The following is a 20,764-nucleotide window of genomic DNA, read 5'->3' as shown; positions in this document are numbered from 1 at the left end:
ACGACCCGGCACCTCGGTGGGAGACGGATCCTCACGCATCCCCCAAGCAACCCCACGATGGCGGAATCGCCGGAGCACTTTGATTTTTATCAGAGAGTGATTCGTCGACCGGTTGCACGATGCACCCAGGTGCTTCAAACACACCAGCGCTTCAGGCCTCGCGATCAAAGCGAGGCTCTTCCCGTACTCATGGTTTACGGGCGAGATGGGTCATTCCGTGAGGGTGACCACACGACGGAGTGCTGCGTGGTTTGACATCTCGCCCACCCCTTCGATTCGATCGACCGCATGTCGCGACTCGGCAATCGAAGCCGGTGGTTTCCAAAGTTCTTCGGAGTTTTACGAACATGGGAACCCTGCATCAAACGCGTATCAACGAAACGCGCGGCCCGATCCGCGACCGCCGCCCGCTGGCGGACTGCGACCTCGGCTCGCTCATCCGTCTCCAGAACGAGTGGGGCATGAGCGACGCGCAGCTCTTCGGACTGCGCCTCGGGGCCGACGCGGTCTGCCTGCGCACCGACGTGTCCGTCGCCTCGGCCATCGCCAACCTGCGCAACACGCTGGTGTCCGCGGCGGCAACGCTGTCGCTGGTAGAGGACAACTGCGTGGAGGGCGACCCGTCCCGCCACGTGGTGGAGAGCGTGCGCCAGTCTCTGCGCGAAGGCCTCGGAATGCTCGGCATCGTCGGCCGCGCAGTCGACGAGGTCCCCGTTTGAGATCGCCGATTGCGATCTCAAACAGCAGAGCGCCGCTAAAGCAAAGCCGCTTACGCTCATGGGTCAATGACATGGCCCATGAGCGTGGGCGGCTTCGCGTGCGTCCCGGCGCGATGCTGAAACTGCGGCGTCGATCTTTGAGATCGCAGATTGCGATCTCAAACCTCCGTCGCGATGAAAGTGGACTGATGTTTTGAGATCGCAGTTTGCGATCTCAAACGCTGAGACGGTCGGGAGTGCTCGCCCATGAGCCTCGACAAGACTTGACCCCCCCATCATTCCCTCCAATGGTGGAACAGGCCTGAGACTTTGATATGGATCAGAAAGCGATCGCGCCATTGCGAAGAGCATGCGTACTCGTTGTTCCGATCCGGAGAAGTCCCCTTGGAAGTCTTTCACCGCACGCAGCTGGCCGAAGAGCTGGCTACCTACATCCTCGACGACGCAACGTCGTCTTCGAGTTCCTCGCTCTTGCTTGCCGCTCCGCGCGGCACCGGCAAGTCCACGTTTCTTTCCCATGACCTGGCTCCGGCGCTAAGCCGTCGTGGCGCCGTGGTCATTCATGTCGATCTTTGGGAGGCGCTCGGCGAAGAGCCGGGCGAAGTCCTTGCCGCCGAGGTCCGGAGCGCTCTCGGTCGCCACGACGGCGCCTTGATTCGCCTCGCCCGCAGGACGGGTCTCGTCGAGAGGGGGAATGGCGCGTGGCCGCTCGGCCTCCTGCGAGACGACGTTGGCAACATGGTGTCGCTGACGCATGCCCTTGCCGCGCTGTCGGACGAATGCGCGCAGCCCCTGGTCCTGATCGTGGACGAAGCACAGGACATCATCACCACGCAGAACGGGAAGAACATCCTGCGTGCGATCCGGTCCGCGATCGAAGAACTGAACATGGGGTCGCATCACGGCCTCCGCCTCGTGGCCGTCGGCTCGGAGCGCGCCAAGCTCGCGATGCTGGCCCAGGATCTGAAGTCCTCGCTGGACGACGAGAGCGTGAGGGACGTCCCGCTCCTGGGGCGGGAGTTTGTCGAGTGGTTCTGCCACCACGCTCCCGGATCGGTTCGTCTGGACGTTGATCAGGTGGAGGCGTTGTTCCTGCGGTATGGCAGTCGTCCCTCCTGGCTCAGCGCGGGTCTTGATGCCCTCCTGCGCGGGACGAATCGGGACCCCGGCGAAACGATCAACGTGCTGACGAACGCGATGGTCCACCTTGAGCGCGGTGCGGTCCGGAATCTGCTCATCCGCCTCCGCTGGCTCGGTCCGCTGGAGTTCGCGCTCTTGCGTGTCATCGCAGCCCAAGGGTGGGATTGCGCACCGCTCTGGCCCGGCACCATCAAGACGCTTCAGACCGTCCTCGCCGATGACGGCAACCCGGCCACGATGCGCGTCGATGTGGCGCAGGTGGGCGCAGCCTTAGAGACCCTGCGCGAAAGGCGCCTGCTCTGGCGCTCCGTGGAAGGCGTGTACGCTCTGGAAGACATGGCGATGCGCGACAGGCTCAAATACGCCGGGCTGTTATCCGATGCAACCCGGCAGGTGACGCCGCTCTTTGCCGTGACCGACTGACGCCGAGGCCTCCGATGGCGAACTCCACATCGGTCGAACTGGTTGCGGCGGAAAGCATCTCGCTGCGCATTGCTGTCGTCCGCGGGCAGCGCGTGCTCACGGACACCGACCTCGCCGCGCTCTATGGCGTCGAGACAGGGCGCTTGAACGAGGCGGTGAAGCGCAACCTTTCGAGGTTTCCGGAAGACTTCATGTTCACGCTCTCGGCCGAGGAGTTCTCCTCTTTGAGGTCGCAACTTGCGACCTCAAACGATGCGCCGGCGGGCCGCGGAGGTCGTCGCTACGCGCCGCGCGTGTTCACGGAACATGGCGCATTGATGGCCGCGACGATTCTCAGCAGCCCCCGAGCGGTCGAGGTGTCGTTGTACGTCGTCCGCGCATTCATTCGACTGCGGGAACTGGCCGCGTCGCATGCAGACATTGCACATCGTCTTGGTGAACTGGAGGCGCGGACAGAAGCGCTGGCCCAGCATCAAGAGATGTTCAGCCGGCACGCGGACGATCAGTTCAAGCAGGTGTTCGAAGCCTTGAGGGACCTGATGAAGCCTTCAAGTCCGTCGTCGAAACGCCCGATCGGTTTTCTTCCGCCGACCGATGATGCGTAACCGCTCCGGAATGTTTGAGATCGCAGTTTGCGATCTCAAACCCGCGTCACGCAGAAAGTGGACTGATGTTTTGAGATCGCAATCTGCGATCTCAAACGTTCAGGAGGTCCGGTTCACCTCGCCGTCCCCACCGGCCTTCCCGCCCAGCGCTCGCATTGCTGCCGCACCAGCTCGTTCAGCAGCTGCTCCTTCTCCACGACTCCGCGCGCCCACGTCGCGTCGTTGCCCTGCCAGCGCATTTCCTCGCGGACATACCGCAGCGCCGGTTCCGCCTTCAGCGCGACCGCGTGCGGCTCCAGCGCGTGCAGCGTGACGTTCAGGTCCTCGCGCAAGCTGCGGTGCTCGCCGCTCTTCGGATCCACGAAGGTCCCGTCCAGCCCGAAACGGCATGCCTGGAAGCGGTTGAACGTGTAGGGCAGGTAGTCGTCCTCGTGCAGCGCGAACGGCTTGTCGTGCGAGATCCACCGCGCCAGGCACTGGATCAGCGCCGCCAGCGCCGACGCCTTCTCGATCGTCAGCGGCGTGTCGAGCACCCGCACCTCGATCGTCCCGTACTCGGGCTTGGGCCGGATGTCCCAGTAGAAGTCCTTCATGCTCTTCACGACGCCCGTGTGGGTCATCTTTTCGAAGAACACCAGGAAGTCGTCCCAGGTCAGCACGAAGGGCGCGCGTCCCGACAGCGGGAACGCGAACACCGAGTTCAAGCGCGCCGAATGGAAGCCGGTGTCGTTCCCCTGCACGTACGGCGAGGACGCCGACAGCGCGATCAGATGCGGGATGAAGCGCGACAGCCCGTGCAGCAGTCGCAGCGCATGGTCCGGGCCTTCGCAGCCGATGTGCACGTGCTGCCCGAACACCGTGAACTGCTTGCTCAGGTAGCCGTACAGCGACGAGATCTCCTGGAAGCGCGGCTTGTCGAAGATCCGCTGTTTGCTCCAGTGCTGGTACGGGTGCGTGCCGCCGCCCGACAAACCGAGGTTGAGCCGGTCGGCGCTGCGCACCAGCGCATCGCGCGTGACCGTCAACTGCTCCAGCACCTGCTCGTAGTTCGTGCAGACGTTGGTGCAGAGCTCGATCATGCTGTCCGTGATCTCGGGCGTGACGTCGCCCGGCACGGTCTCGCCCTTCATCACCCGCAGCAGATCCTTCGATCCCGGCATCAGGTCGTAGTCGTGGCGGTTGACGATCTGGAGCTCCAGCTCCACGCCCATTGTCAAGGGCTTCGAAATGGCAAATGGTTCGAGGCTCATCGCTTCGCAGCCTCCTTGACTACAGGCGTTTCAGGTTGATGCTCGCCGGCGAGGCGCAGGCCCCATTGCACGGCGATCGGGCCGACCAGCTCCATCAAGGCGATCGTCGACAGGATGACGGGCGCGAGCAGCGCGGCCGTCTGCGGATGGTGCAGCTGCACTTCGCTGAAGAGCACCAGCATCGTGCCGGACACCGGACTCAGGCACACCGCCAGCGCGATGCCCTGGCGGGCGTCGATGCCGCTCAGGCGCGCCATGCCGGTCAGGGCCAGCGCCTTCGCGAACAGGCGCAGCAGCAGCAGCGCCAGCGCCAGCACCGCGCCCATCGCCAGCGCGTCCAGCGTCCACGCGGAACCGACCGCGACGAACAGCATCAGCACCAGCACCCCGCCCGCCGTGCCGAAGTGGCGCGGCCAGACCCACGGGCGTTCGGTCGTGTTGCGCAGGATCATGCCGGCCAGCAGCGGCACCAGCAGCGTCGACAGGTTCAGCACCCGCGCCACGCTCAGCGCCACCAGCACCAGACCCAGCAGCATCAGCACCGAGTTCTCGTTGCGCAGGTCCAGCCGGCGCATCAGGTTCGCGGTAAGCCGCGCCAGGAGCGCGGCCACGATGATCGATCCGATGAAGGCATACAGCGGCTGGGCCACGGCCTCCAGCCAGTCGCCCTTCTGGTCCAGCGCCAGCCAGCCCAGCAGCAGCTTGTGCGCGAGCACGCCGTAGATCGTGTTCAGCGAGGTCAGCGCGAGCATGCGCTCGCTCACCTGGCCGGCGGCGCGCAATTCCGCTCCGACCCGGCCGACCACTGCGGCGCTCGACGCCATCGTCAGCACCGCGCAGCTGAACGCCACCAGCGGACTGACGCCCAGCAGCATCAGACCGACGCCGACGATGGCGAAGGAGGCGACGGCCTCCGCCGCGCTGGCGCCCAGCAGCGCCTTGTTGTTGCGCAGCCAGCGCAGGTTGACGCGCGAGCCCATCTCGAACAGCAGCAGCGCGAGCGCGAGATCGACGACCAGCCGCAAGCGCGCGTCCAGCGCGCCGTTGGCGAAGATGCCGTGACCCAGCGCCGCCAGCACCATGCCGACGACGCTGTACCCGACGACGCGTGGCAGGCCGAGCCGGCGGTTGACGAATTCGCCGAGCACGCCGGCGGCCACCATGGTCAGCGAGGCCCAGAACAGCCAATCGGGCCGAGGCGGCCAGCTGCTGAACTGCAGGAAGTTCGCAAAGTCGTTCATCAAGACGAAGGTTCTCCTCGAATCGTGGACGGCGGCCAGCGCGGGATCCGGTGGGCCGGGGAAGCCCCCAATCATCGGGCCAATCCGGTCGCCGCAATGGCGATGGCGGACAGGTGCTGGCAGCCTTTACTTGTCGGCTTTACCGATTGCCGGTCATCGGCAACCGGGCGGGAGCGTCAATTGCCGTCTCCGCGCCGGTCTTGTCGCACGTGTGGCAATCGGCGGTCCGGGCGATCACCCGCACGCAGGCCGTGCCGCAGGGTCAGGACTTGCCGGCGTCGATCGTCCGCGAGGAGGCGGATCAGGAATCAGGCTTCAGAAGGGGAAGCCGCCGGCGGCGAAGAGCGCACGACCGTCAGGTCGCCGCTCGACAGCCAGTCTGCCATCGTTTCGCGGGAACGCTGGCGCAATGCGCCCTCGAGGTCGGGGACATCGTCCCGCGGCGGGACGCCGATGACACCCTCCCAGCCGTTGCGGCCGCTGCGCTTGACCGCGTAGAGCGCCTCGTCGGCCAGCGCGATCGTCGCGGCCCAGTCCAGCGCCCGCGGGAAGGCCGGCGCCAGCGGGAACGCCGCGAAGCCCACCGAGCAGGTCACGTCCACGGTCCGGCCGTCGCCGAGGTCGAAGGGCGAGCCGCTGACCTGCAGCCGCGCGCGTTCCGCGAGCTCCGCCGCATGGGCCCGCGAGGTGTCGCGCGCGACGATGAGGAACTCCTCGCCGCCCCAGCGCACGAGATAGTCCGCCTCGCGGAACACGGCGGTCAGCCGGTCGCGCATCTGCTGCAGCACCGCGTCGCCGGCCGCGTGGCCGAGACGGTCGTTCAGCGCCTTGAAGTGGTCGAGGTCGAGCAGGAAGAAGATCAGGTCGCCGTCGTCCGGCGACGTCGCGCCGATGTCGTCGCCGTTTCCGTTCGCGCTTCCTTCGCCGCGGGCCTGTTCGTGACGGCGCACCGCGAGCGCCACGTCCGCGTCGACATGCTGCGTCAGGAAGCGGCGGTTCCGAAGTCCGGTGAGCGGATCGGACAGGCTGGATTCCTCCAGCGCCACCGTCTTCGCCTGCAGGTCGAGCGAGAGCCGCTCCAGTTCGGCGGTCCGCGCCCGCACCTTGATCTCCAGCGCCAGCTGCGAACGCCGCAGGTAGGAGGTCCGCAGCGCCACCAGCAGGTAGACCAGCAGGATCAGGGCCGCACCGCCGAGCGTGCGCGCCCACCAGGTCTGCCACCATTCGGGCATCACACGGACGGGGATATCCAGTTCCAGCGGGCTCCACACGCCGTTGCGGTTGGTGCCGCGCACGCGCAGCCGGTACTTGCCCGGATCGAGGTTGGTGTACACGGCCACGCGCAGGTCGGCGCCGGTGCTGATCCAGTCCGGGTCGAAGCCTTCCAGCTGATACGCGTAGCGGTTGCGCTCGGGTTCGCTGAAGTCGAGCGCGGCGAACTCGACGCTGAAACTGCGGTTGTCGGCGCCGATGGTGACGCCGTCCTCGGGCAGCTTGCCGGCCGCGAGGCGCTGGCCGTCGATGCGCAGTTCGGTGGTCACCAGCGGGGGCTTGTAGGCCCAGGCCTCGAAGCGCTCCGGCGTCACCACCAGCACGCCCTTGCTGCCGCCGAACAGCAGCCGGCCGTCGCGCGTCTTCATGTAGGCGCGGAACCAGCCGGTGCCGATGTCGACGCCGTCGGCGTTGGTCAGCTCGTAGTAGTTGTCCTTGGCCGGGTCGTAGACGAAGTTCTGCGACCAGATGCGACCCTCGCCGTCCTCCAGCAGGTTGGCGCCGAAGGCGCGGCCGATCACGCCGTGCTTCTCGCTGATGCGGTCGAACTCCGCGTCACGGCCGTCCCAGCGGGTGAGCAGGTGCAGCCCGGCGGCGGTGTCGATCCACAGCCGCTGCCTGGAATCGACCAGGAGACCGACGATCGAGTGGTGGCTCAGGTCGTGGCCCGGCTGGGCGCGCGCGACGACCAGCTCCGTGCCTCCGGGCGGGAGGCGGTACAGGCCCTTCTCGGTTCCGACCCACAGGCCGCCGTCCTCGGTCTCGGAGATCGCGTTCACGTCGCCGGTCAGCGGCTGGCCGCCTTCCTGCCGGAGCCGCATTGGCGTCACCGGGGCCGCCGCCTGAAGCGCTTGAGCCGCCTGACCTGATTGAGCGCCCTTTCCGCTCTGTCCGCTTTGTCCGCTTTGTCCGGCCGACGAAGTCTGCACGGGCGGTCCTGGCGGCAGGCGGTAGAGCCCGTCCTGCGTGCCGATCCACAGCGTGCCGTCGCGCCCGGCCAGCAGCCGCCGCGCGCGGCCGGTGCCGGCCTGGATGACGCGCAGCAGCTGGCGATCGCGCGTGTACTGATGCAGGCCGCCGTCGCTGCCGAGCCAGACCGTTCCGTCCTTCATCTGGACGAGGCTGGAGATGCGACCGCCCGACAGTCCGCCGCGCTGACCCGGCGCGGGGCGCAGCGTGGCGATCGACCGCAGCTGTTCGTCGAGCACCGTCACGCCGCTCTCGTTGCTGCCCAGCCAGATCTCGCCGGTGTCGAGCTGCACCATCGCACGGGTGCTCGGGTCGATCAGTTGCGCCTGCTTGCCCGGATCGCGGCCACGCACCCAGGTGCTGGTGTTGGCGGGGTTGTGGCGCTGCAGGCCGCCGCCGTAGCCGCCGGTCCAGATCCAGCCGGCGCGGTCGCGCATCAGCGCGCGGACCTCGTTGCCGCCGAGGCTGCCGCGGTTCAGCGGATCGTGTTTCATGGTCCGAAGCAGTTCGCCGGTGGCGACCCCGCGCAGCTCCAGCCCGCCGTTGCGGCCCAGCCAGAGGTGGCGCTCGTCGAGCGCGACGAAGGTGTTGACGGAGCCGTTCACCGCGTCCTCGGCGCGTTCGAGCAACGTGCCTTCGCCGGTCTTCGGATCGACGAGGGCGAGGTCGCCCTGCTGCGTGCCGGCCCAGACGCGGCCGTCCGGCGCGACGAACAGGCTCAGCACGATCCTGCCGGCAAGCCCCGGCTTGCCCGGCGTCGAGAACACCGGTTCGAAGCGGTCCGCGCCGGCGCGCTTGCGCGCCAGGCCCTTCCAGGTGCCGACCCACAGCGAGCCTTCGCGGTCGATGGCCAGCGACTGGACGCGGTCATCGGGCAGGCCGGCGGGCGTCCCTTGCCGGTAATGCTGGAAGCGGCCCTCGACGGGGTCGTAGCGGTCCAGCCCGTGGCCGATGGTGCCGATCCAGAGCTGACCGTCGCGGTCCTCGGCCAGCGCGCGGATCGTGCCGGCGGAGACCGCGCTGCGCGGCAGCTGCGGATTGGCGTCGGAGCGGAACAGCGAGAGCTTCTCGCTTTGCGGGTCGTACGCGGCCAGGCCGTCGGCCTCGGTGCCTATCCACAGGCGGCCGTCGCGCGCGACGAGCAGGGCGCGGATGAAACCGAGGCTGCGGGCCGAGCGCACGCCGTTCTCGATCGGCGCGCCCGGCTGACGGAAGTGGTAGCCGTCGAAGCGCACCAGCCCGGCGCCGGTGCCTATCCACAGGAAACCGGTGCGGTCCTGCGCGATCGCGGAGACGATGTTCAGCGGGACCGGCGCGTCGATGCCGACGGTCTCGAACCGCGGCTCGGCGAGCAGCGAGACTTCAGGCGGCGCGGGATGGTCGGCGTGGTCGGTGCGCCCGGCGGGTGTCTCGTCCGGGAACGCCGCGACGCCGCGCGGCGTGATCGCCATGGCAGAAGCCAAGGTCAGCACGACGGCGGCAAACAGACTCGGCAGCAGGGGAACGGCACGTCGTCGCAGCATCGCGCGGGATGCTAGCCGTCCTCCCGCCCGGAATGCGGCCCTGACGCGACAACCCGGCCCCGCCAATGAGGGGCTTGGCGGGCGGTCTGCGGATAAACCCCGAGGGCTTACTTCGCCAGCGGCAGCGTGATCGCGTCGATGCGCGACAGGATTTCCGGCGTCAACTTCGGCGTGACGGCGAGCGCGCCCAGGTTGTCCTGCAGCTGCGAGAGCCTGCTCGCGCCCAGGATCACCGTCGACACGTGCGGGTTGCGGTTGATCCAAGCGATGGCCAACTGCGCCAGCGTGCAGCCCAGTTCGTCGGCGATCTTGCCGAGTTCGCCGACCGCCGCGTTGCGCTGCGGTTCCTGCAGCTGCTCGCGCAGCCAGGACATGCTCTCCAGCGCGCCGCGGCTGCCTTCCGGGATGCCGTTGCGGTACTTGCCGGTCAGCAGGCCGGAGGCCAGCGGGCTCCACGTCGTCAGGCCCAGGCCGAGGTCCTCGTACAGGCGGGCGTAGTCCTTCTCCACGCGCTGGCGGTGGAACAGGTGGTACTGCGGCTGCTCCATCACCGGTTTGTGCAGGTGGTGGCGCTCGGCGATCTCCCAGGCGGCGCGGATCTCGTCGGCGCTCCACTCGCTGGTGCCCCAGTAGTGCGCCTTGCCCTGCGTGATCATGTCGCTCATCGCGCGCACCGTCTCCTCGATCGGCGTGTTCGGATCGGGACGGTGGCAGTACACGAGGTCGATCTCGTCCAGCCCGAAGCGCTTGAGCGAGCCGTCGATGGCCTGCATCAGGTACTTGCGGTTCAGCGTGTCCTTGTAGTTGACCGTGGTGCCCGACTTGTCGATGCCCCAGTAGAACTTGGTCGACACCACGTAGGTGTGGCGGCCCCAGCCCAGCTGCCTGAAGACCTGGCCCATGATCTCCTCGCTCTTGCCGAGCGCGTAGGCCTCGGCGTTGTCGAAGAAGTTGATGCCGGCGTCGCGGGCCGCGGCCATCAGCTCGACGGCCGAGCCGGTATCGACCTGGTTGTGATACGTCACCCAGGAGCCCAGGGACAGTTCGGACACCTGCAGGCCGCTGCGGCCGAGTCGACGGTATTGCATTCGTTTCTCCTCAAAGGCGCGCAAGCGTAGCGGAGCGCGGCGAGGCTGTCAGACGGCACGTCGAATGCCCCGCCACCACTGTCGTCGTGATGTCACCGTGAAGCTGAACACTGTGCCGCGCACATGCGACTGCACGTGTTTCATCCCCAATTCGCAAGCCGACCGCTCGCCCCACCATGACCAAGAAGCCACTGCTGAACCTGCTCAAGAACGACGATCACGTCGTTCCTGCCGAGTCCATCGACCACACCCGGCGCCATCTGGTGCGCGGCGCGCTGGCGGCAGGCGCCCTGGCCGGACTGCCGCTGGCGGGCTGCGGCAGCGACGACGGCAACGGCGACACGCCGCAGGTCGCGGTCGTCTTCAGCCACGGCGTGGCCAGCGGCGATCCGCTGAGCGACCGCGTGATCCTCTGGACCCGCGTCCTCGCGCAGGACAGCGCCGACGTGCGCGATGTGCCGGTGAGCTGGGAGGTCGCGACCGATGCGAACTTCGCCTCGGTGGTGGCCAAGGGCGACGCGACCGCCCGCGCATCGAGCGACTTCTGCGTGAAGGTCGACGCCACCGGGCTGCAAGCCGGCGTGCGCTACTGGTACCGCTTCAAGGCTTACGCAGCGACCTCGACCGTCGGCCGCGCGAAGACCTTGCCGGTCGCCAACGTGGCTCAGGTGCGTCTGGCGGTGTTCTCGTGCTCGAACTACCCGACCGGCTATTTCAACGTCTATGCCGAGGCGGCCAAGCGCGCCGAGACCGACAGCTACGACGTCGCCGTGCACCTGGGCGACTACATCTACGAATACGGCCCTGGCCAGTACGCGAGCGGGAGCGCGCAGGCGCTGGGCCGCGTGGTCGAGCCGCAGAAGGAGATCGTTGCGCTGGCCGACTACCGCCGCCGCTATGCGCAATACCGCGCCGACGCCGATCTGCAGAAGCTGCACGCCGCGCTGCCGATGATCGCCGTCTGGGACGACCACGAGGTGGCGAACGACGCCTGGAAGGACGGCGCCGAGAACCACCAGCCGGCCACCGAAGGCGACTACGCGGTGCGCCGCGCCGCTGCCGTGCAGGCCTGGCACGAATGGCTGCCGGTGCGCGACGGCAGCGATCCGCTGATCACGTACCGCAGCTTCAACTTCGGCGCGCTGATGTCCCTGCACATGCTGGACACGCGGGTCCTCGCGCGCGACAAGCAGCTCAGCTACAACGACTACCTCACCGCGTCGGGCCTGGACAGCGCGAAGTTCCAGGCCGACATGGCCCGCACCGACCGCTCGTTGATGGGCGCGACGCAGAGCCAGTGGCTGCAGGCGCAGATGCAGGCGTCGACGGCCACCTGGCAGGTGCTGGGGCAGCAGGTGCTGATGGGCCGGATGAACATCCCGGCGCCCATCCTGTTCGAAGTCACCCAGCCGGGCACCGGCGTGTCGGTGTCGCAGTACGCGGCGATCGTGGCCAAGGCGCAGAGCAATCCGGCCAGCTTGACGCCGCAGGAGCAGGCGGTGCTCGCCGCCCCCAGCATTCCCTACAACCTCGACGCGTGGGATGGTTATCCGGTGGCGCGCGAGACGCTGCTGGGCACGGCGCGCCAGCTGGACAAGAACCTGGTGGTGCTGGCCGGCGACACGCACAACGCCTGGGCGAACGATCTGCTGGACGGGGCGAACCGCCAGATCGGCGTGGAGTTCGCGACCTCGTCGGTGACCTCGCCGGGCTTCGAGGAGTACGTGCCGAACGAGAACCCGCAGCAGTTCGCCGGCGCGCTGACGCAGCTGATCGGACCGCTGGTCTATGCGGACACTTCGCGCCGCGGCTACATGACGGTCACCGCGACGGCGACGGAATGCCGCTGCGACTGGATCTACGTCAGCACGATCCTGAACCGCGAATACACGGCGACGGTCGGACAGTCGCTGCGCACGCTGCCCGGCGCGAGCGGCCGCAAGCTGGTGGCGGTCTGACGGTCTGACGGTCTGACGGTCTGACGGTCTGATCGCAGGCCGCCTTCTTGCTCCCTCTCCCGCTTGCGGGAGAGGGCAGGGGTGAGGGCCAGCGGCGGTGGAAGTCCTGAAGCCTTCCCGCTTGGGGGTGAGGGTCGCACGCACGTCTCGGTGCCGAGGAGCCCGGCGCTATAGTCATCTGCAGCCGGCCGCCTGACGCAGCCGGCATCAGTTTCCGGGTCGACGTCATGTCCCAGCCACCAGTCTCCGACGCTACATCCGCCGCCTCGCCGGCCGCCGACGCTTTCGATGCTTCCTTCGACGGCAATGCGCCGCAGCTGCGCCTCGCGGTGATCGGCGCGGGCCCGGCGGGCCTGGCGCTGGCGCTGCTCGCGGCGCGTTACCTGCCGCAGGCGCAGGTGAGCCTCTTCGACGCCCGGCCGCTGGAGCGCGACGTCTCCGGCGATCCGCGCACCATCGCGCTGTCGCTGGGCAGCGTGCAGCTGCTGCAGCGGCTGCGCGTGTGGCCCGCGGCGCAGGCGCAGTCGATCCGCGAAGTCCACGTGAGCCAGGCGCCGCCGACGCTCTCCAGCCCCTGGTTCGGCCCGTCGGGCGAGCCCGAGGTCCACCTCACCGCCGCTGAGCAGTCGGTGCCGCAGCTCGGTGCCGTGCTCGCCTACGGGCAACTCGTGGCCCCCTTGCAGGCCGCCTGGCAGCAGGCGAGCGCACTGGAACCGAAGCGTCTGATCAGCCGCTTCGGCCAGGCCGTGGACGGCATCAAGCAGGACCGCCCCGACGAGGTCGAGATCGACGCCGGCATCGCCGAGCGCTTCGACCTGGCAGTGGTCGCCGAGGGCGGCGTGTTCTCCGACCAGGCACGCAAGGCGCTCGCGCACGACTACAAGCAGAACGCCTGGGTGGGCACGGTCACCTTGTCGCCGGACAGCCCGACGGGCGTGGCCTACGAGCGCTTCACGCGGCGCGGTCCGCTGGCATTGCTGCCGCTGCCCGACCGTGACGGCCAACGTCGCGCCGCGCTGATCTGGTGCCAGCCGCAGGACGAAGACGAGGTCGCCGGCCTGACCGACGCACAGCGGCTGCTGGTGATCCAGCAGCAACTGCCGGACCGCGTCGGCCGGCTGCAGGGCATCGGTCCGCTGAAGTGTTTCCCGCTGGGCCTGAACGCCGAACGCACGCTGGTCGAAGGCCGGCGCATCCGCATCGGTAACGCCGCGCAGACGCTGCATCCGGTGGCTGGGCAGGGCTTGAACCTCGGCCTGCGCGATGCCTTCGCGCTGGTCGAGTCGCTGCGGCGCGATCCGCGCATCGACACCGCGCTGCGGCGCGTCGAGTGGCAGCGCGCGTCGGACCGCTGGGCGACCATCCTCACGACCGACTTCCTCGCGCGCACCTTCGCCTGGCGCTGGCCGGGACTGCCGGCGGCGCGAGGTCTGGGCCTCGCCGCGCTGCAGGCGCTGCCGCCGCTCAAGCGCGCGCTGGCCGGGCAGATGATGTTCGGCCGACGATGAGCCGCGATGCCGCGCAGTTCCGCCGAGCCCTCCTGCCTATCCTCCCGTTGAGCCGCCGCCGATCGCGTCCCTTCCCATGAGCAGTCCCCCGGGCGCGGCGAGTGCCGCCGCCTCTCTCCACGACTACGCCGAACCCGGCACCACCGCCTACCGGCGCATCGCGTTCGCGCTGTTCCTGGCGGGCTTCACGACCTTCTCGCTGCTCTACAGCGTGCAGCCGCTGCTGCCGCTGTTCGCGGCGGAGTTCCACGTCGGCGCGGCGGCCAGCGCGCTGTCCCTCTCGCTGGCGACGGGTGCGCTGGCGTTCGCGATCCTGTGCGCGGGCGCGCTGTCAGAGAGCATGGACCGCAAGCGGCTGATGTTCGCGTCGATGGCGATGGCCGCGGTGCTCAACCTGATCGCGTCGGTGGTGCCGAGCTGGCACGGCATGCTGGTCGCTCGGGCGATCGAGGGCCTGGTGCTAGGCGGCGTGCCGGCCGTCGCGATGGCCTACCTCGCCGAGGAGATCCACCCCAAGGGCCTGGGCCGTGCGATGGGTCAGTACGTCGGCGGCACGGCCTTCGGCGGGATGATGGGCCGCGTCGGCGTGAGCGTGCTGAGCGATGCCTTCGGCTGGCGGCCGGCGCTGTTCATCGTCAGCGTGCTGGGGCTGGCGGCGGCGATCGGTTTCTGGTTCCTGCTGCCGCCGTCCAGGCACTTCGTGCGCCGGACCGGCGTGAAGCTCTCGGAGCACGTGGCCGCGTGGCGCGGACATCTCACGCATCCGATGCTGCCGCTGCTGTTCGCGATGGGCTTCCTGATGATGGGCATGTTCGTCGCGGTCTACAACTACGCCGGCTTCCGGCTGATGCGCGCGCCGTTCTCGCTCAGCCAGAGCGCGATCGGGTTGATCTTCTGCGCCTACCTCTTCGGCATTGCCGCGTCGGCGGCGGCGGGAGGACTGTCCGACCGCTTCGGCCGCGCGCCGGCGCTGCTGTCGGGCATCGCGCTGGCGATCACCGGCGTGCTGCTGACGCTGACCACCTGGCTGCCGGCGGTGATCGTGGGCATCGTGCTGCTGACGATCGGTTTCTTCGTCGCGCACTCGGTGAGCAGCGCCTGGGTCGGCGCGCTCGGCGGCCGCAGCAAGGGGCATGCGGCCTCGCTCTACCTGCTCGCGTACTACATCGGCTCCAGCACCCTCGGCGCGATGGGCGGGTGGTTCTGGGACCACAGCGGGTGGGGCGCGCTGGTGGGATATGCGCTTGCGGTGCTCGCGTGCGCGGCGGCTGCCGCGTGGACCTTGAGGGCGCGCGGAGCCAGCTCGATTCGCTAGCCGCTTTTGGTTCAACTATGGTTGACGCCCGCGAGATATGGCTCGTGATGCGCAATACGAAACGTATTACGAAATAACAAGTTAGCGACTTCTGCCAGTCAATCTCAGCTGATCTTTTGGTTCGCCGTGCCTGGATAACCGGCAATCTGAGCCAAATCGGGCGAGGCTGTAGCGGGTCCCTTTGCGAGCCCATGGAACCACCATTCTCCGAGCATCCTTGAGCGACCGCCGCGTGCGGGACTCGCGGGCAGTGTGTCGAGGCAATCTATCGTTGCGCCGATGCGAGCTTGTCGATCGAGGCAGCTTTAGGTCATTTCCCGCCGCACCCGATTCCGAAGAATCCAGCCTCTCATGATCTCTGAGAGGCTCCATGCAGAACGACGCTGTCCTTGTCGGCTCCACGCCGGCGACCCCCCGCTTCCCCGAAGAAGATCTCCACTTCTCGCTCCCCGCGGACGCGAGGCCGGCCGCTCCCTTTCGCGATGAATTCCTCGATCCCGAGCCTGGACTCTCGCCGATGCGGGCCGGCCGATGCGCCTTCATCCAGGCGCTCGCCCGGCCGCTGGATCGCGCCTTCCTTACCGAGTTCCTCGTCGACTTCACCTGGGCGTCGTCCTTGCTGGAGGGGAGCAGCTACTCGGTCCTCGACACGGCGACCCTGCTCGAATGCGGGGAGCGCAACCCGTCCAAGCCGATGGACGAGGCCGTGCTCGCGCTCAACCATCAGCGCGTCGCGGAGCATCTCTGGTCCCACCGCGAATGGAGCGTCGACAACGTCTGCAGGATGCATGCGCTGCTGACCGACGACCATGGTCTGGCCGAGGTCTGCGACTCCGATCATTTCCTGCCGATCGAGCAGCGCGGCAAGCCGCGCGAGTTCCAGGACATCCGGCTCCGCCAGTCGGCTTACCTGCCGCCCTTTCGTCCGGGCACCGGCCACGCAACCTCGCTGCTGGGCCAGGTGATGGTCATCGCCCGGACGCTGCATCCGGTGCAGGCGGCGTTCTACCTGCTGACCCGCGTGGCCTACATCCAATCCTTCGCCAACGGCAACAAGCGGACCGCGCGCATCGCCGCCAATCTGCCCTTGCTGGAGTCGGGGATGCTGCCGCTGTCCTACGTCGACGTCGACAAGGCCGAGTACCTCCGCGGCATGGTGGCGTTCTACGAGCTCGGCAGCGCCCGAGTCATCGAACGGACCTTCATCCGCGCCTATGCGAAGTCGGTCGTGCGGGCGAGCCAGGTGCCCGACGTCATGCTGGCGCAGGGCTTCGACGCCGACGAGGTCAGCGAGCATCTGGCCGAGTACATCACCTCGGGTCGGCGACCTGCCGACAGGCACGCGGCGGCCTTCCTCGCGTGAGCGCGGTGACGTCCATCGATGCACCGTCCTGGCGCGCCGTGTCCACACGTCCACCTAGCTGACACGACGCTGAACACCCCGATCGGGGTTTCCGAGTAAGTAGTGGCATGCGTGCAATTCGACACGCTTGATGCACCATGTGGCGAGAAGGCTGACGCCCAACGACGGGCCGTTTGTTGTCTGACGGCTTCCTCTTTGGCGGGTTGGCATTCCGACCCCTCATGCACAAAGACCATTCGGAGACAAACATGAAGTTCAGCGCGCGTTGGATCACCGCTACCGCCCTGGCCGCCGCCAGCTTCGCCGCCCTCGCGGCCGACCCGATCAAGATCGGCGTCTCGGGACCTTTCACCGGCGGCTCGTCGTCGATGGGCGTCAGCATGCGCGACGGTGTGCGATTGGCGGCCCAGGAAATCAACAAGAACGGCGGGGTCTTGGGTCGTCAGATCCAGCTCGTCGAACGCGACGACGAAGCCAAGAACGAACGCGGCGTGCAGATCGCCCAGGAGCTGATCAACCGCGAGAAGGTCGCCGCCACCGTCGGCTTCATCAACACCGGTGTTGCCCTGGCCGCGCAGCGCTTCTACCAGGACGCCAAGATCCCGGTGATGAACAACGTGGCCACCGGCTCCGTCATCACCCAGCAGTTCAAGGACGCGCCGGACAACTACGTGTTCCGCAACGCCGCCCACGACAGCATCCAGGCGCCGATGATCGTCGAGGAAGCCGTCACCCGCCGCGGCTTCAAGAAGGTCGCGATCCTGGCCGACTCCACCAACTACGGCCAGCTCGGCCGCGCCGACCTGGAGAAGGCGCTGGAGCTCAAGGGCATCAAGCCGGTCGCCGTCGAGAAGTTCAACATCAAGGACGTCGACATGACGGCCCAGCTGCTCAAGGCCAAGGAAGCCGGCGCCGAGGCCATCCTGACCTACGGCATCGGCCCCGAGCTGGCGCAGATCGCCAACGGCATGACCAAGCTGGGCTGGAAGGTGCCCATGGTCGGCAGCTGGACGCTGTCGATGGCCAACTACATCGACAACGCCGGCCCCGGCGGCGAAGGCGCGCGCATGCCGCAGACCTTCATCCAGGAACCGACCACGCCCAAGCGCCAGGCCTTCATCGTCAACTACCTGAAGACCTTCAACCCGAAGAACAGCCGCATCGACTCGCCGGTGTCGGCCGCGCAGGGCTACGACTCGATCTACCTGCTGGCCGCCGCGATCAAGCAGGCCGGCGGCACCGACGGTCCCAAGGTCAAGGCCGCGCTCGAAGACCTGAAGGCCCCCGTCGAAGGCGTGGTGACGACTTACAACAAGCCGTTCACCAAGACCGACCACGAGGCCATCACCGCCAACATCCCGGTGTTCGGCGAGGTGAAGGGCCAGCGCGTCGTCTACGCCTACGAGGCCGACTTCAAGGCGGCGTCCGAGGTCAAGCTCAAGGACGTCAACGCCAAGGGCGCGATGCCGCAGAAGAAGTGACCTCCGCAGAAACGGCCGCCTCGCGCGGCCGTTTTTCCATCTCCTGAAGTACCGGACTCCGTATGCAGATCCTGACCCAACTGGTGTTCAGCGGCATCGCGCTCGGCATGATCTACGCGGTCATCGCCTTCGGCTACCAGCTGACCTTCTCGACTTCCGACACCCTCAACTTCGGCCAGGGCGACGCGCTGATGCTGGGCGCGCTGGTCGGCCTGACCCTCGTCGGCCACGGCGTCAACTACTGGCTCATGATCCCCATCGTGTGCCTGTTCGGCGCGCTGCAGGGCGCCTTCGTCGAGCGCATCGGCGTGCGACCCGCCATCAAGATCAAGTCGGAGTTCGGCTGGATCATGTCCACGATCGCGCTGGGCATCATCTTCAAGAACGTGGCCGAGAACGTCTGGGGCCGCGACGACCTGAAGTTCCCCTCGCCGCTGCCGGAAGCGCCGATCAAGTTCCTCGGCGCCAACGTGCTGCCGATGGAGATCCTCGTCGTCGGCGGCGCGCTGGCGATGATGCTGGCGGTCGAGCTCTTCAACCGACGCTCCATCTACGGCCGCGCCGTGGTCGCGACCTTCAACGACCGCGACGCCGCCAAGCTGATGGGCATCAACACCGGGCTGGTGATCACCTTCTCATACGCGCTGTCCTCGCTGACGGCCGCCTTCGCCGGCGTGCTGATCGCGCCGCTCACGCTGACCGGCGCCACCATGGGGGCGGTGCTCGGCCTGAAGGCCTTCGCCGTGGCCATCATCGGCGGGCTGACCTCGGGCATGGGCATCATCGTCGGCGGGATCATCCTCGGCATCGCCGAGACGACCACCGGCTTCTACCTCTCCACCGGCTACAAGGACGTGCCGGGACTCGTGCTGCTGCTGATCGTGCTGGCCTTCAAGCCGGCCGGCCTGTTCGGCAAGACCGCGATCAAGAAGGTCTGAGCCCCATGAGTGCCACTGCAAAGATCAATCCGAAGAAACTGGTCGCCGGGGCGATCGCGCTCATCGCGCTGATCGCCTTCCCGCTGGTGTCGGGCAATCCGTACTACATCCATCTGGTCGAGACGATCCTGATCTACGCGATCGTCCTGTTCGGGCTGGACATCGTGGTGGGCTACACCGGTCAGGTGTCGCTCGGCCACGCGGGGCTGTTCGGCGTCGGCGCCTACACGGCCGGCGTGCTGGTCATGAAGTTCGGCCTGCCGATCTACGTGACGCTGCCGGCGGCGATCGCGGTGACGGCGGGCTTCGGCGCGCTGCTGGCGCTGCCCGCGCTGCGCGTGACCGGTCCGTATCTCGCGATGGTGACGCTGGCCTTCGGCACCATCATCCAGATCCTCATCAACGAGATGGACTTCCTGACGCACGGGCCCATGGGCATCACGCTCACCAAGCCGCAGCTGATGGGCCACACGATGACGGAGGACGAGTACTACTGGCTCGTGGTGGCGATGCTGCTCGCGTCGCTGGTGTTCGTGCACCGCGTGCTGCGCTCGCACCTCGGGCGCGCGTTCGAGGCGCTGCGCGGCAGCCCGGTGGCCTCGGACTGCATGGGCGTGTCGGTCTACCGCTACAAGGTCTACGCGTTCGTGATCAGCGCCGGCCTGGCCGGTCTGGCCGGCGCGCTGTACGCCTACTCCGAGCAGTACATCTCGCCCAACACCTACAACTTCGAGCTGACGGTGTTCTTCCTGCTGGCCATCATCATGGGCGGCCGCAAGACCCGCACCGGCGCGCTGCTGGGCGCGGCGATCGTGGTGGTGCTGCCCAAGCTGCTCGACGACCTGGAGCTGTTCCGCTACGTGTCGGTGATCTTCGCGATCCTCGTGACCGCCGTCACCGTGGTGGCCTACCGCCGCGGCAAGGTCGACCTGAAGCAGGCGGCGATCCCGGTGGTCGGCAGCATCGCGCTGGCGGCGCTGTCCTTCGTGCTGCAGTCGATGACCGACTGGCGGCTGTCGATCTTCGGCCTGATCACACTGTTCGTCGTGTACTACCTGCAGGACGGCATCGTCGGTTTCGTGCGCAACGCGCTGCACATCAAGGCCAAGCCGGTGGGCGAGGGCGGTCCGGTCGGTGAGAAGCCGTCCGACGCCATCTCCCGCGCCGCGGGCGCCGGCACGGGCGAGGAGGTGCTGATCGACGCGCGCGGCGTGCTGATGCAGTTCGGCGGCCTGAAGGCGCTGAACAACGTCGACCTGCAGGTGCGGCGCGGCACCATCCACGGCCTGATCGGGCCGAACGGCTCGGGCAAGAGCACGATGATGAACGTGCTCACCGGCATCTACGTGCCGACGGCCGGCGAGCTGAAGTTCCTCGACCGCTCGCTGGTCGGCCGGACCTCGGCGGATATCGCGCTGTCGGGCATCGCGCGGACCTTCCAGAACGTGCAGCTGTTCGGCGAGATGAGCGCGCTGCACAACGTGATGGTGGCGCTGCATCACAGCTTCGGCAGCAACCTGGTGCAGGTGGCGCTGCATTCGTCGCGCTACACCGAGGAGGACGCGAAGGCGCGCGCGCGGGCCCTGAGCCTGCTGGAGTTCGTCGGCCTGGCGGACCTGGCGTTCGAGGAGGCGCGCAACCTGCCGTACGGCAAGCAGCGGCTGCTGGAGATCGCCCGCGCGCTGGCGCTGGATCCGCGGCTGCTGCTGCTGGACGAGCCGGCGGCGGGGCTGACCGCGCCCGACATCAAGGAGCTGATGCGCATCATCGGCAAGATCCGCGACCACGGCATCACGGTGATCCTGATCGAGCACCACATGGACGTGGTGATGGGCATCTGCGACGTGGTGTCGGTGCTGGACTTCGGCCAGAAGATCGCCGAGGGCAAGCCCGCGCAGGTGCAGGCCGATCCGAAGGTGATCGAGGCCTACCTCGGCGGCCAGGCAGCCTGAGCGCGGAATGCAACGGAAC

The 20,764-nt window shown here is 67.8% G+C and carries 14 protein-coding genes; 10 read left to right on the top strand and 4 right to left on the bottom strand.

Going from position 1 to position 20,764, the window contains the following annotated elements; genetic code table 11:
• The first annotated feature begins 347 nt into the window (after positions 1-347).
• The 3 genes from ACQZ13_RS27290 to ACQZ13_RS27280 all read left to right on the top strand — a co-directional run bounded on the left by ACQZ13_RS27290 (position 348) and on the right by ACQZ13_RS27280 (position 2,887).
• On the top strand, positions 348-719 hold the full coding sequence (locus ACQZ13_RS27290) for a hypothetical protein (protein ID WP_421036806.1): 372 nt from the start codon (positions 348-350) through the stop codon (positions 717-719).
• A 384-nt stretch (positions 720-1,103) separates the two neighbouring features.
• Positions 1,104-2,282: an AAA family ATPase gene (locus ACQZ13_RS27285; protein WP_431048972.1), complete on the top strand. Its 1,179-nt coding sequence runs from the start codon at positions 1,104-1,106 to the stop codon at positions 2,280-2,282.
• A gap of 14 nt (positions 2,283-2,296) precedes the next feature.
• Positions 2,297-2,887, top strand: a complete 591-nt coding sequence (locus tag ACQZ13_RS27280; protein WP_431048971.1) for an ORF6N domain-containing protein — start codon at positions 2,297-2,299, stop codon at positions 2,885-2,887.
• 113 nt (positions 2,888-3,000) lie between these two features.
• On the opposite strand, the gene ACQZ13_RS27275 is transcribed toward ACQZ13_RS27280, so the two are convergent.
• The 4 genes from ACQZ13_RS27275 to ACQZ13_RS27260 form a co-directional block, all read right to left on the bottom strand.
• Positions 3,001-4,137, bottom strand: a complete 1,137-nt coding sequence (locus ACQZ13_RS27275) for a YbdK family carboxylate-amine ligase (protein ID WP_431048970.1) — start codon at positions 4,135-4,137, stop codon at positions 3,001-3,003.
• Positions 4,134-5,378 carry a cation:proton antiporter gene (locus ACQZ13_RS27270; RefSeq protein ID WP_431048969.1) on the bottom strand — a complete coding sequence of 415 codons (1,245 nt, stop codon included), beginning with the start codon at positions 5,376-5,378 and terminating at the stop codon, positions 4,134-4,136. The genes ACQZ13_RS27275 and ACQZ13_RS27270 overlap by 4 nt, the downstream gene beginning before the upstream one ends.
• Before the next feature lie 308 nt (positions 5,379-5,686).
• The gene (locus ACQZ13_RS27265) at positions 5,687-9,142 is read right to left on the bottom strand and encodes a two-component regulator propeller domain-containing protein (protein ID WP_431048968.1); all 3,456 of its coding nucleotides are present in this window, start codon (positions 9,140-9,142) and stop codon (positions 5,687-5,689) included.
• 107 nt (positions 9,143-9,249) lie between these two features.
• Positions 9,250-10,230, bottom strand: a complete 981-nt coding sequence (locus tag ACQZ13_RS27260; protein WP_431048967.1) for a potassium channel beta subunit family protein — start codon at positions 10,228-10,230, stop codon at positions 9,250-9,252.
• Between the two features lie 176 nt (positions 10,231-10,406).
• On the opposite strand from ACQZ13_RS27260, the gene ACQZ13_RS27255 reads away from it, so the two are divergent.
• From ACQZ13_RS27255 to ACQZ13_RS27225, 7 genes are all read left to right on the top strand, one after another.
• On the top strand, positions 10,407-12,188 hold the full coding sequence (locus ACQZ13_RS27255) for an alkaline phosphatase D family protein (RefSeq protein WP_431048966.1): 1,782 nt from the start codon (positions 10,407-10,409) through the stop codon (positions 12,186-12,188).
• Positions 12,189-12,415: 227 nt separating this feature from the next.
• Positions 12,416-13,696 (top strand): FAD-dependent monooxygenase, encoded by a 1,281-nt coding sequence (locus tag ACQZ13_RS27250; protein WP_431048965.1) that lies wholly within the window; start codon positions 12,416-12,418, stop codon positions 13,694-13,696.
• A 76-nt stretch (positions 13,697-13,772) separates the two neighbouring features.
• Positions 13,773-15,011, top strand: a complete 1,239-nt coding sequence (locus tag ACQZ13_RS27245) for an MFS transporter (RefSeq protein ID WP_431048964.1) — start codon at positions 13,773-13,775, stop codon at positions 15,009-15,011.
• A gap of 517 nt (positions 15,012-15,528) precedes the next feature.
• Positions 15,529-16,374, top strand: coding sequence for a Fic family protein (locus ACQZ13_RS27240; RefSeq protein ID WP_431048963.1), 846 nt, complete (start codon positions 15,529-15,531; stop codon positions 16,372-16,374).
• 248 nt (positions 16,375-16,622) lie between these two features.
• On the top strand, positions 16,623-17,855 hold the full coding sequence (locus tag ACQZ13_RS27235; protein ID WP_431048962.1) for an ABC transporter substrate-binding protein: 1,233 nt from the start codon (positions 16,623-16,625) through the stop codon (positions 17,853-17,855).
• Positions 17,856-17,917: 62 nt separating this feature from the next.
• On the top strand, positions 17,918-18,793 hold the full coding sequence (locus ACQZ13_RS27230; RefSeq protein ID WP_331616895.1) for a branched-chain amino acid ABC transporter permease: 876 nt from the start codon (positions 17,918-17,920) through the stop codon (positions 18,791-18,793).
• 5 nt (positions 18,794-18,798) lie between these two features.
• The gene (locus ACQZ13_RS27225; RefSeq protein ID WP_431048961.1) at positions 18,799-20,745 is read left to right on the top strand and encodes an ABC transporter permease subunit; all 1,947 of its coding nucleotides are present in this window, start codon (positions 18,799-18,801) and stop codon (positions 20,743-20,745) included.
• Positions 20,746-20,764: the final 19 nt, after the last annotated feature.

The organism is Roseateles sp. L2-2, assembly GCF_050613215.1.
Lineage (GTDB): Bacteria > Pseudomonadota > Gammaproteobacteria > Burkholderiales > Burkholderiaceae_C > Roseateles > Roseateles noduli.
This window is presented reverse-complemented; position numbering and strand designations above follow the sequence as displayed.

Coding starts and splice junctions, on each gene's coding strand:
- ACQZ13_RS27230 (WP_331616895.1), top strand. CDS start 17,918: ATGCAGATCCTGACCCAACTGGTGTTCAGCGGCATCGCGCTCGGCATG.
- ACQZ13_RS27275 (WP_431048970.1), bottom strand. CDS start 4,137: ATGAGCCTCGAACCATTTGCCATTTCGAAGCCCTTGACAATGGGCGTG.
- ACQZ13_RS27225 (WP_431048961.1), top strand. CDS start 18,799: ATGAGTGCCACTGCAAAGATCAATCCGAAGAAACTGGTCGCCGGGGCG.
- ACQZ13_RS27280 (WP_431048971.1), top strand. CDS start 2,297: ATGGCGAACTCCACATCGGTCGAACTGGTTGCGGCGGAAAGCATCTCG.
- ACQZ13_RS27250 (WP_431048965.1), top strand. CDS start 12,416: ATGTCCCAGCCACCAGTCTCCGACGCTACATCCGCCGCCTCGCCGGCC.
- ACQZ13_RS27255 (WP_431048966.1), top strand. CDS start 10,407: ATGACCAAGAAGCCACTGCTGAACCTGCTCAAGAACGACGATCACGTC.
- ACQZ13_RS27235 (WP_431048962.1), top strand. CDS start 16,623: ATGAAGTTCAGCGCGCGTTGGATCACCGCTACCGCCCTGGCCGCCGCC.
- ACQZ13_RS27260 (WP_431048967.1), bottom strand. CDS start 10,230: ATGCAATACCGTCGACTCGGCCGCAGCGGCCTGCAGGTGTCCGAACTG.
- ACQZ13_RS27290 (WP_421036806.1), top strand. CDS start 348: ATGGGAACCCTGCATCAAACGCGTATCAACGAAACGCGCGGCCCGATC.
- ACQZ13_RS27245 (WP_431048964.1), top strand. CDS start 13,773: ATGAGCAGTCCCCCGGGCGCGGCGAGTGCCGCCGCCTCTCTCCACGAC.
- ACQZ13_RS27240 (WP_431048963.1), top strand. CDS start 15,529: ATGCGGGCCGGCCGATGCGCCTTCATCCAGGCGCTCGCCCGGCCGCTG.
- ACQZ13_RS27265 (WP_431048968.1), bottom strand. CDS start 9,142: ATGCTGCGACGACGTGCCGTTCCCCTGCTGCCGAGTCTGTTTGCCGCC.
- ACQZ13_RS27270 (WP_431048969.1), bottom strand. CDS start 5,378: ATGAACGACTTTGCGAACTTCCTGCAGTTCAGCAGCTGGCCGCCTCGG.